13 protein-coding genes are annotated in these 9,831 nt (G+C 68.1%); 5 read left to right on the top strand and 8 right to left on the bottom strand.

What is annotated here, in order from left to right; all coding sequences use genetic code 11:
- The 3 genes from AAHM41_RS23930 to AAHM41_RS23920 form a co-directional block, all read left to right on the top strand.
- Positions 1-939: alpha/beta fold hydrolase (locus AAHM41_RS23930; RefSeq protein WP_342239100.1), on the top strand; the 939-nt coding region annotated here is incomplete at its 5' end.
- Positions 918-1,115, top strand: a complete 198-nt coding sequence (locus AAHM41_RS23925) for an XRE family transcriptional regulator (RefSeq protein ID WP_342239099.1) — start codon at positions 918-920, stop codon at positions 1,113-1,115. The genes AAHM41_RS23930 and AAHM41_RS23925, both read left to right, overlap by 22 nt.
- 117 nt (positions 1,116-1,232) lie before the next feature.
- Positions 1,233-1,382: a hypothetical protein gene (locus AAHM41_RS23920; protein ID WP_342239098.1), complete on the top strand. Its 150-nt coding sequence runs from the start codon at positions 1,233-1,235 to the stop codon at positions 1,380-1,382.
- A gap of 328 nt (positions 1,383-1,710) precedes the next feature.
- On the opposite strand, the gene AAHM41_RS23915 is transcribed toward AAHM41_RS23920, so the two are convergent.
- A complete protein-coding gene (locus AAHM41_RS23915) occupies positions 1,711-2,010 on the bottom strand; it encodes a group II intron maturase-specific domain-containing protein (RefSeq protein ID WP_342239097.1) in 300 nt (99 codons plus the stop codon).
- A 165-nt stretch (positions 2,011-2,175) separates the two neighbouring features.
- Here AAHM41_RS23915 and AAHM41_RS23910 point away from each other — a divergent pair, with 165 nt between their 5' ends.
- Entirely contained in the window at positions 2,176-2,877 is a 702-nt protein-coding gene (locus AAHM41_RS23910) for an IS6 family transposase (RefSeq protein ID WP_342239096.1), read from the top strand.
- Positions 2,878-3,007: 130 nt separating this feature from the next.
- Here AAHM41_RS23910 and AAHM41_RS23905 read toward each other — a convergent pair whose 3' ends face one another.
- Genes AAHM41_RS23905 through AAHM41_RS23875 form a run of 7 tightly spaced genes read right to left on the bottom strand, consistent with a single transcriptional unit; the run spans position 3,008 to position 8,696 of the window.
- The gene (locus tag AAHM41_RS23905; RefSeq protein ID WP_342239095.1) at positions 3,008-3,610 is read right to left on the bottom strand and encodes an urea carboxylase-associated family protein; all 603 of its coding nucleotides are present in this window, start codon (positions 3,608-3,610) and stop codon (positions 3,008-3,010) included.
- A 14-nt stretch (positions 3,611-3,624) separates the two neighbouring features.
- Positions 3,625-4,590: an arginase family protein gene (locus tag AAHM41_RS23900; RefSeq protein WP_342239094.1), complete on the bottom strand. Its 966-nt coding sequence runs from the start codon at positions 4,588-4,590 to the stop codon at positions 3,625-3,627.
- Between the two features lie 3 nt (positions 4,591-4,593).
- Positions 4,594-5,409 carry an amino acid ABC transporter ATP-binding protein gene (locus AAHM41_RS23895; protein ID WP_342239093.1) on the bottom strand — a complete coding sequence of 272 codons (816 nt, stop codon included), beginning with the start codon at positions 5,407-5,409 and terminating at the stop codon, positions 4,594-4,596.
- Positions 5,406-6,128, bottom strand: coding sequence for an amino acid ABC transporter permease (locus AAHM41_RS23890; protein WP_342239092.1), 723 nt, complete (start codon positions 6,126-6,128; stop codon positions 5,406-5,408). The genes AAHM41_RS23895 and AAHM41_RS23890 overlap by 4 nt, the downstream gene beginning before the upstream one ends.
- A gap of 3 nt (positions 6,129-6,131) precedes the next feature.
- The gene (locus AAHM41_RS23885; protein ID WP_342239091.1) at positions 6,132-6,791 is read right to left on the bottom strand and encodes an amino acid ABC transporter permease; all 660 of its coding nucleotides are present in this window, start codon (positions 6,789-6,791) and stop codon (positions 6,132-6,134) included.
- Positions 6,792-6,822: 31 nt separating this feature from the next.
- Positions 6,823-7,680: a transporter substrate-binding domain-containing protein gene (locus AAHM41_RS23880; protein WP_342239090.1), complete on the bottom strand. Its 858-nt coding sequence runs from the start codon at positions 7,678-7,680 to the stop codon at positions 6,823-6,825.
- Positions 7,681-7,730: 50 nt separating this feature from the next.
- Positions 7,731-8,696 (bottom strand): agmatinase, encoded by a 966-nt coding sequence (locus AAHM41_RS23875; protein WP_342239089.1) that lies wholly within the window; start codon positions 8,694-8,696, stop codon positions 7,731-7,733.
- 158 nt (positions 8,697-8,854) lie between these two features.
- Between AAHM41_RS23875 and AAHM41_RS23870 the strand changes: the two genes are divergently transcribed.
- Positions 8,855-9,775, top strand: a complete 921-nt coding sequence (locus AAHM41_RS23870; protein WP_342239088.1) for a LysR family transcriptional regulator — start codon at positions 8,855-8,857, stop codon at positions 9,773-9,775.
- Positions 9,776-9,831 lie beyond the last annotated feature (56 nt).

Below are 9,831 nucleotides of genomic sequence, written 5' to 3'. Positions count from 1 at the left end.
TGCGACCTCCCCAATTCGGGATGGCCGCCCATGAATGAGCATTCGGTGAGAAACGTCGAGACCGAGACCCTGCGGATTGCCTATGTCGAATATGGTCCCGCCGATGGCTGGCCGGTGATCCTGACGCACGGCTTCCCATACGACGTTCGAGCCTTCGACGAAGTCGCCCCGATCCTAGCCAAGGCCGAAGCGAGGGTCATCGTTCCCTACACACGGGGCTTCGGCCCGACCCGCTTCGTCTCCGATGATATCATGCGGAGCGGGCAGCAGGCCGCGCGCGGCCGCGACATCATCCAGCTTGCTGACGCTTTGGACCTGGAAGGCCCGATCCTGGCTGGGTTCGATTGGGGCGGCAACGCATCTTGCGTGGCGGCGGCACTGTGGCCTGAGCGGATCGGCGGTCTCGTCTCCTACGCCGGCTACGACATCATCAATGTAAGCGGGCAACGACATCCCGCCATACCGGCGCTTGAGCGCGTCTGCTGGTATCAGCATCTCTTCCAGACTGAACGCGGACGCGAATGCCTGGCCCAGCATCGCCGCGACCTGTGCCGGCTGCTATGGGAGGAGTGGTCGCCCGGCTGGCAGTTCGATCAAGCCACGTTCGGTCGGACTGCTACCTCCTTCGACAATCCTGACTTCGTGAATGTCGTCATCCACTGCTACCGGCACGTCTTTGGTCTGGAAACCGGCGAGCCAGCGTTGCAGTCACTGGAAGACCGCCTGGCGCAGCAGCCAGCGATTGCGGTGCCGACGGTGACGCTCGACGGCGCACGCGACCCGCTGAAGCCAGGCGGGACCGCCGATCACGCCCGCAGGTTCATAGGCCCGCACGAGCACCGCGTGATCGATACAGGGCACAATCTGCCACAGCAGGAGCCTCAGGCTTTCGCCGACGCGGTGATGAAGGTCCGCGAATGGCTATGCTGGCGCCGATAGAGCAAGCAGCAGTCAGTCACCGTACGATCGTTCACCTTGAGGCCGATGAACGTCAGCCCGTTCCAGTCACCCTTGCTGCCATTCGTCAGGCCTTGGAGGCGGCCGGCGTTGTTTTCATCGACGAGAACGGCGATGGCCCTGGGGTTCGATTGAAGAAGCTGCGCTCCGGCGGCTAGGGCCGTTTCCGCGGTCCGGCGCCCGCCCTTGTCGCCCCGGCCGGCCTCGACGGATTGATCCGCCGGTGTTGCGGGTGCAGCTCTGGTCCCCAGGAGCCACTGGCACGGAGCGGAGCGATGCCGGAGGACGCAGCCCGGTGGGAGCGGATCGACGCGGCGGTGCTGCGGATCGCGCGGTTGTTGGGCCGGCAGCTGGCCCGGGAGGAGCATGAGCGGCTGCAGCGCCAGGCTGCCAACGAGAACAGAGAGGAGAAGGAGGACCGATGACCCGTGTCGCGCTCTATGCCCGCTATTCCTCGGACGCGCAGCTGGTCCTCGATCGAGGACCAGCTGCGGCTATGCCGGCCGGGGATCTCGGCACGATCTTGGGCTGGCTGGGCCACAAAGCAAGCAAGCCCCCGTCGAAGACGAGGGCTTGCAGGTATCGTTGGTTGCGGTAGAGTCGAGATGTGGCGCGGTGGCTTTAGGTTCGAACATATCTGTTCCCGCCTCTTTCGTCTGGCGGTGCCTCACTGGTTCGACCATGGCTCCGTTTCCACATCCCGCTCATCGAACCGGACATGCAGATCTCCCGCATCCGGCTCTCGGACAAGACTCACGCCTTCGCCCACGGCACGTCGTGCCCAAGCCTGTTCAGACGCACGAGCCCGTAATGCCCGTAGAGGTGCGAGAGTGGATAGCTCCCACGCCGTTGCCGTCTGGACTTGTGCTTGGCGCGCAACCACCGGCGCAACCGCACCGCCGTATAGCTGTCGAGCGCCCGATACGCCTTGCTGACGGCGCCTATTTGGAAGTAGTTCGCCCAGCCGCGTAGCGTGCGGTTCAACTGCCCGACCAGCGTTGTGGTCTCTTGCCACGTCCCCGCCCGATCCGTGAGCGCGTGGATCTTCTCCACAGCGCTCTTGATGCTCTTCTTGGATGGCCGGTGCCCCAGGTACGCCTGGCCGGTCCTCGCCGAATACATCCGTCCGAACGTGTAGCCCAGGAAGTCGAACTCCTCTTCCGGGGCTTGTCACGTTCACGGCCTTGCGGCACGCCCGCGAGCAGAGTAGCGGTCGTCATGACCCCGCCTGACTATACCGGCTACCGCTTTCCATCCGATGTGATCCAGCGCGCTATCTGGATGTATCTGCGCTTCACTCTGAGCTACCGCGACGTCGAGGACCTGCTCGCCGAGCGCGGCATTGAGGTGTCGTACGAGACGATCCGCCGGTGGGTGACGTCGTTCGGGCCGATCATTGCTCGTCGGCTGCGGGCACGCCGCCCGCCCCCGCATGGACGATGGCACCTCGACGAGGTGTTCGTCCGGATCGGCGGCAAGCCGATGTATCTCTGGCGCGCCGTCGATGCCGAGGGTGTGGTGCTCGAGGTGCTGGTTCAGGCCAGGCGGGACAAGCACGCAGCCCGCAAGCTGATGCGCAAGCTCCTCCGGAAGCAGGGGATCGCCCCGGACGAGTGGGTGACGGACAAGTATCCGGCCTACGGCGCCGCGCTTCGTGATCTGCAACTGGACGGCATGCCTCACATCCGCGGAAAGCGACTGAATAACCGGGCCGAAAGCTCACACGTTCCGGTCCGGCGACGGGAGTGCAAGCTGCAACGGTTCAAATCGTCCGCCTCGGCGCAGCGGTTCCTGTCGATGTATGCCGCGACCTACAACACCTTCAACGTCTGCCGTCATCTCACCACCGCTCGCACCCACCGACTCTTCCGAGCCGAGGCGTTCGCGGCATGGCGTGACGCGGCAGGCATCGCGGCCTGAATCCGGATCCATCTGGCCCCCACCCGCGGCCACACTCGACAACGTGACAAACCCCGCCTGAAGACCCTGCGCAGCCTCGTGTACCGCGCCCTGAAAGCCAGGGCGGAGCGCCTGTAAAGCGAGGCTCCCCCTACCACAGCAGCTCAAGATGCGCCTCGGTCGGCTTGCGGCCGGCGCCATTGATCGGGGTGATGTCCTGCGGGCAGGCGGAGAACACGACGACGCAGTCGCGCGCCGCCCGCAGCAGCACATGGTCGCCGGGCTTGGTCACCGGCTCGCCCTGAGTCAGACTGAGATCGGCGTTGACCGGGATGTTCATGAACAGGTTCAGCGGCTGCGGCACCCGGTCGGCAGACAGGCCGATCGCCGCCATCGCCTCGACCATGTTGTCGGCACAGTTGCGGTGATATTCGGTGCAGCCGAGATGCTCGTAGCGCCAGCGGTCGCAGGCCGCCATTAGCGTGTCGTGGATGCCGGGCGAGCTGTCTTCCTCCAGCACCAGGATCGGCTCGCGCTGGTTGGTGAACAGGGTCTGGCCGACCGCCGGCATCAGCCGACCGTTCTCCACCCTTGTGTGCTCCATCGACATGTGGTGCGCCAGGTCCTCGACGCAGAAGGCCCAGGTGTCGACCACCTGCGAGCCGTGAGTGTTGACGACCCTGACTGCCTCGCCGGCCACAAGGCGCACGGCTTTGCCGCGGGTGGCGGGGATGACGTCGCGTTCGGTTCCCATGATGGTCTCCTTCTTCAGGCGGCTTTCGCGCGGCGGCGCGCGGCCCAGCGCGGCTGGGCGCAGATCTGGCCGAGGAACTCGATGACGGTGAGCGCGCCGAGATAGGCGGTGACGCCGGTGCCGACATCGAGCGGCGGGTTGACCTCGACGAAGTCGAAGGCGGCGACCTCATGCCGCTCGGCGATCGCCTTCAGGCTGTCGCGCAGCTCGGGATAACTCATGCCGTTCGGCTCGGCCGAGACGCAGCCCGGCACCAGCGACATGTCCATCGCGTCGACGTCGATGCTGACATAGACGCGCGCCCCGGCCGGCAGCAGCTCGGCGATGCCGGCCGGGCCGAGACGCCGGAACTCACCCATCGGGATGACCCGGTTGCCCGCGGCGATGATCGGCTCCACCTGATCGGGCGAATGGCGCAGGCTGCGGATGCCGACCTGGGTCAGGCTCAGCGCGTTCGGCATGCCGGCGATGTGGCGGAAGGCATGGCTGTTGGTGTGCTGCAGGTCGTTCTCGAACGGCGCATAGTCGGTGTGCGCGTCGAAATGGATGACGTGCAGCGTCTCGTCGAAGGCGCGGAACACCGGATAGGTGATCGAATGGTCGCCGCCGAGCACGACGGGCATCGCGCCGTGGTCGAGGATGGCCCGGACCGCCGCGGTGATGTTGGCGAAGGTCCGCTCGGCATTGGCCGGGTGGATGTCGACGTCGCCGGCATCGGCGATCAGCCCCTGCGCCATTTCCTCGACCAGGTATTCGCGCCGGGTCTCCGGGTCGTAATAGCCGCGGCCGCTGCCGTAGAAGCGCAGCGAGTGCTCGCGCAGCGCCCGCGGCGCGAAGCGGCTGCCGGGTAGGAAGGGCGAGCCCTCGTCGAACGGCACGCCGAGCACCGCGATGGCGGCGTCCAGCGTCGCCAGATCCTCGCAGATCCGGGCGCGCAGGAAGGAAGGGATGCCGACATAGGGCCGGTTGACGCGGGACATGTCCTACTCCGTCTTGAGGATGGCGGGATCGGGGACCGGGCCGTGGCGCGACAGCACCAGGTCGAGGAAGCTGCGCAGGCGCGGCTCGCGGGGAGCCGAGACGATGTCGTGCGCCGGCCCCTCCTCGACGATGCGGCCCCGGTCCATGAAGGCGATGCGGTCGGCGACATGGACGGCGAAGCCGATCTCGTGGGTGACCACCAGCATGGTCATGCCGCTGGCGGCGAGGCCGCGAAGGACGCCCAGCACCTCGCCGACCAGCTCGGGGTCGAGCGCCGAGGTCGGCTCGTCGAACAGCATCAGCGCCGGCTCCATGGCCAAGGCCCGGGCGATGGCGACGCGCTGCCGCTGCCCGCCGGACAGCGACTGCGGGTGGCGGCCGGCGCGACCGGCGAGGCCGAGCCGCCCCAGCAGTTCCTCGGCCCGCCGCGTCGCCTCCGCGCGCGGCCGGCCCAGCACCACCATCTGCGGCCGCACCACATTCTCCAGCGCGGTCATGTGCGGCCACAGGTTGAGCTGCTGGAAGACCAAGCCGATTTTCGGCCGCAGCGCGTCGATCTCGCGCCGGCTCTGGCGGCGGACCAGGCCGCCGCGGCCGATCTCGCGCCCGAACGGCCGGCCGGCCACCTCGATGAAGCCGTCATCAGGCTGCTCCAGCCAGGTCAGGCAACGCAGCAACGTGCTCTTGCCGCAACCGCTCGGCCCGATCAGGGCCACGATCTCGCCCTCCTCGATGTCGAGATAGAGGTCGTCGAGCACGGTCGTGCCCAGGAAACGCTTGCGGAGGGCGGAGACGCGAAGGACCGGCGCCCGGCTCACGACGCCCTCCGCGCTTCCAGCGACAGGTAGCGCGCCGCGATCGGGTTGCCGGTCACGCTCGCGGCCTGGGCGGCGCCGGCACGGCGTTCCAGACTTCGCGACAGCGCCGCGATGACGATCGCGATCAGCCAGTAGATCGCGGCCACCGCGGCGAACACCTCGAAGGGGGCGAAGGTGTTCCCCTGCACGACCAGGCTCTGATAGGTCAGCTCCGGCACGGTGATCGACGACAGCACCGCCGATTCCTTCATCATCGTCAGCGTCATGTTGGTGGAAGGCGGCACCAGCGAGCGCAGGATCTGCGGCGCCACCACATGGCGCATCGCCTCGGATGGCGACATGCCGATCGCCCGCGCGCTCTCGAACTGGCTGCGCGGCAGCGCCAGGATCGCGGCCCGCACGATCTCGGCGTAGTAGGCGCTGGCGAACAGCGCGAGCGCCGCCGTGCCGACCAGCGTCGCCGGCAGCCGGATGCCGGAGAAGGGCAGGCCGTAATAGACGACGAACAGGATGATGATGAACGGGATGTTGCGCAGCGTCTCGACATAGGCGCCGGCGAGGAACCGGACGGGCCGGGCCGGCGCCAGCGCGACCAGCGCCACGACGATGCCGGCGGCGTAGCCGATCACGAAGGCCGCAACCGAGACCTGGATCGTCAGCCAGGCGCCGTCCAGCAGGATCGGCCAGTAGTCGAGCAGGATGGCGGGATCGAAGGGCATGGGTCAGGCCCTCGCCTGGGCGAAGCGGGCCTCGGCGGCCTTGCCGGCCAGGCTGATCGCGAGATTGAGGACCAGGAAGACCAGCGCCGCGCCGATCAGCGTCTCGAACGGCCGGTAGCTGGCGCTGGCGATCTGCTGCGCCGTGCGCAGGACATCGACCACGGTGATCACCGACAGCAGCGCCGTGCCCTTCACCACGATGGTCGCCTCGTTGATCAGCACCGGGACGATGCTGCGGAACAGCTGCGGCAGCACCACCTTGAGCCAGATCACCCGCGGCGGCAGGCCGAGCGCGGTCGCCGCCTCGATCGGCCCGCTGTCGATCGCGGCCAGCCCGCCGCGCATGCTCTCGCTGACGAACACCATGCTGTTGAAGGCGATGGCGGCCACGCCGGCGGTCTCGGGCGAAAGATCGACGCCGACCGCCGGCAGCACGTAATAGGCGATGAAGATCTGAATCAGCAGTGGCGTACCGCGCACGAAGCTGATGACGACGGCGGCGGCAGCGTTGACCGGCACGATCTTGAACGAGCGCAGGATCGTCAGCGCCGTTCCGAGCAGCAGCGCCAGCAGCATGATCGCCGCGGCCAGCCGGATGTTCACCGTCGCCGCCGCGGCCAGCCGCGGCAGGACCGACAGCAGGAAGTCCAGGTTGAAGCCCATCGCCGGTCCCTTCCCTCGGCAGCGCCACGCCTCACATCGCGCCGGGCGGCAGGTAGCCGCTGTCCGGGATCGTCATCTCGAAGCCGAACCATTTCTTCTGCAGCGCGCCGAGGCGGCCGTCGTCGCGCATCGTGCGGATGACCTGGGAGATCGCGTCGCGCAGATCCTTGTCGTCCGGCCGCGTCACCCAGGCGAGATAGGTGTAGCCGCCGTCCACCGGCGTCGGCATCGCCAACTCGAAGACATCCGGCCGCTCCTTCACCAGCACGGCGAGGCTCGGCAGCGACTGGATCACCGCATCCACCTCGCCATTGGCGAGGGCCACATAGCTCTCGGGGAAGGCGGTGAACAGCTTCAGATCCTTGAAGCCGGCGCCGCCGGCGGCCTTGAGCTTGGCGTCGAGGGCACGGGCCACCGGCTCGGTCGACGAGGCCAGTTGGGTCGCCACCACCTTGCCGTTCAGGTCCCCGACCGCGGCGATCGCGTCGCCCTTGCGCGTCATCGCGTAGGGCATGCCGTCGGCGATCGGCAGCGTGTAGGCGTAGCGCTTGGAGCGTTCCTCGTTGATGCCGACGGTGGTGGCGACGAAATCGAACTTGCCGGCCAGCACACCCGGCAGGATGCCCTGCCAGGGCAGGTCGAGCTGGTGCATCGTCTTGACGCCGAGCGCCTTCTCCACCTCGGCCAGGATGTCCGAGCCGTAGCCGACGATCTTGCCGTCCTGCACGAATTCGAAGGGCGGGAAGGCCGCCTCGGTGCCAACGGTCAGCTCCCCGGTCCGCCTGATCTTCTCCAGCGTGGTCTCGGCCAGCGCCGGCTGGACGGCCGCCAGGACCAGGCAGGCACCGCCTGCGAGGAGACCGAACGCTCTGCGATTGATCCGTGACATGGCAGCGCCTCTCTGTTGCGGGTTGATTGATTGTTGTGGTTGGCGGTCTCTCAGGCGGGCGGCGCGTCGAAGTAGTTGGCCCGGACCGCGGCGCCGATCAGGTTGACGATCAGCCGCCCGGCGGTGATGGCGGTGATCATGTTCACATCCGCGGACGGCGTGATCTCGACGATGTCCATGCCCAGCACCCGGCCCTTGCGCACCAGGCCGTGGATCAGCTTGCGCACCTGGTGGAACGTCAGGCCGCCGGGCGCCGGGCCCTCGACCGCCGGCATGACGCTGGGGTCCAGCCCGTCGGCGTCGATAGTGATGTAGTACTGGCCGCCATCCGGGATGCGGTCGAGCACCGCCTCCATGCCGCCGTCATGCACCTCATAGGCGGGGATGATGTTGGCTCCATAGGCGGCCGCGGCCGCCACCTCTTCCGGCCGGGCGCTGCCCTGCGCGCGCATGCCGATCTGGAAGATCTCGCCGATCTGCGGCATCTCCGACGCCCGCCGCATCGGGCTCGACAGGCCGTCGCGGACGCCGTTCACGTCGTCGCGCCAGTCGATATGGGCGTCGATCTGGACCAGCGTGATCGGGCCGCGGCCCTCGAAGGCGCGCAGGATCGGGATCGGAATGCCGTGATCGCCGCCGATCGTGACCGGCATGGCGCCCGCGGCAAGGATCTTGCGTACCGCTTCCTCGGCGCGGCGATAGTGGCTGCGGAGATCGGTCATGTCGGCCGGCACGTTGCCGACATCGACGACCTTCAGCGCCCGGCCGCCATAGATCGGGCCGCCGACGTCGTAGTCGTAGCGCTCCAGGCTGCGGCAGACCCGGTCCGTCGCCGCCCGCACCGCGTCCGGCGCCTTGGTCTGGTCGTTGGAGATGGCCGCGGCATCGTAGGCGCTGCCGAAGGGGATGCCGAGGATCGCGACATGCGCGTCGAGCCGGTCGAGATCGGTGCAGATCGGGGACCAGAGGAAGCTCTGATGCTTCGGCGAGGACGGTACGGTCAGCGGCGGCGCCATGGGTCCTCCGAATACTGGCGGCGGATTGTGCCGGTTGTTTCGGCAACTGCTCGGCGATTGAGCATCCGCCTGGTCGTTACTGGGATGCCGAAGCGTAGGCGCCGATCGGGCGCGCCGAGGATGACGGTCGACGAAACCGTGCTTGTAGGGGATGCAACATGGACCAGCTGACGCACGCACCCGTGCCGCCGATCAGCGAGGCGGACCTCCGGCTCCTGCGCATCTTCCGCGCGGTGGCCGAGGCCGGCGGCCTCACCGCCGCGGAACGGCCGCTCGGCATGGAGCGGTCGACCATCAGCCGCCACCTGCAGGCGCTGGAGATCCGGCTCGGCGCGCGGCTGTGCTTCCGCGGCCCGGCGGGGTTCGAGCTGACCGCCTTCGGCGCAAGCGCGCTCCAGGCCGCCATCGCCGCCTGCGACGCGCTGGAGATGGTGCGGCACGAGCTCAACCTCGCCCGCAACATCCTGACCGGAGAGCTGCGCATCGGTATCGCCGACAACTGCCTGTCCAATCCGCGCTGCCGGCTGGTCGGCGCCCTGGCTCGCTTCCGCGAGATCGCGCCCGACGTGACGCTCAACCTGTCGATCGGCCTGCCGGACGAGCTGGTCGAGAGCATCTCGGAGCGGCGCCTGCATCTCGCCGTCAGCGGCCAGCCGGCGGGCAACCCCAGGCTCGACTATCGCTCGCTCTTCACCGAGGAGTTCCGCCTCTACGTCGCGGCGGATGTGCTGCCGTCACCCGGGCTCGCGGAGCTGAACCAGCGCGGCTTCGCCCTGGTCACCCGGACCAACGACCGGCGCACGCAGACCCTGGCCCGCCATTTGGACCTGAAGCGTATCGCGGTCGCCTTCGGCCTGGAGGCGGTGGCCACGATGGTCGCCGGCGGCGGCTTCGTCGGCTTCCTGCCGACGCACTACGCCGAGATGCTCGCGCCGATGTACCGGCTGCGGGAGGTCGGCGGCGCCGAGGCGTTCCGCTACACGACCCAGTTCTCGCTGATCTGGGCCGTCGACCGGCCGCTCACACCCGGCGGCCACCTGTTCGTTCGTCTCCTGGCGGAAACTCCGGACGGAGCCTAGCCGCGCTGGCGGATCAGCTCGGAAAACGCGCGCTTGCCATGTTTAGTGAAACATGC

Source organism: Inquilinus sp. OTU3971, from assembly GCF_038440215.1.
The sequence above is the reverse complement of the archived record's forward strand: the minus strand, read 5'-3'. Positions and strand labels throughout refer to the sequence as shown.

Bases quoted from the DNA above. Each gene is read 5' to 3' on its own strand.
- AAHM41_RS23925 (WP_342239099.1), top strand. From the start codon at position 918: ATGGCTATGCTGGCGCCGATAGAGCAAGCAGCAGTCAGTCACCGTACG.
- AAHM41_RS23920 (WP_342239098.1), top strand. From the start codon at position 1,233: ATGCCGGAGGACGCAGCCCGGTGGGAGCGGATCGACGCGGCGGTGCTG.
- AAHM41_RS23910 (WP_342239096.1), top strand. From the start codon at position 2,176: ATGACCCCGCCTGACTATACCGGCTACCGCTTTCCATCCGATGTGATC.
- AAHM41_RS23905 (WP_342239095.1), bottom strand. From the start codon at position 3,610: ATGGGAACCGAACGCGACGTCATCCCCGCCACCCGCGGCAAAGCCGTG.
- AAHM41_RS23900 (WP_342239094.1), bottom strand. From the start codon at position 4,590: ATGTCCCGCGTCAACCGGCCCTATGTCGGCATCCCTTCCTTCCTGCGC.
- AAHM41_RS23890 (WP_342239092.1), bottom strand. From the start codon at position 6,128: ATGCCCTTCGATCCCGCCATCCTGCTCGACTACTGGCCGATCCTGCTG.
- AAHM41_RS23885 (WP_342239091.1), bottom strand. From the start codon at position 6,791: ATGGGCTTCAACCTGGACTTCCTGCTGTCGGTCCTGCCGCGGCTGGCC.
- AAHM41_RS23880 (WP_342239090.1), bottom strand. From the start codon at position 7,680: ATGTCACGGATCAATCGCAGAGCGTTCGGTCTCCTCGCAGGCGGTGCC.
- AAHM41_RS23875 (WP_342239089.1), bottom strand. From the start codon at position 8,696: ATGGCGCCGCCGCTGACCGTACCGTCCTCGCCGAAGCATCAGAGCTTC.
- AAHM41_RS23870 (WP_342239088.1), top strand. From the start codon at position 8,855: ATGGACCAGCTGACGCACGCACCCGTGCCGCCGATCAGCGAGGCGGAC.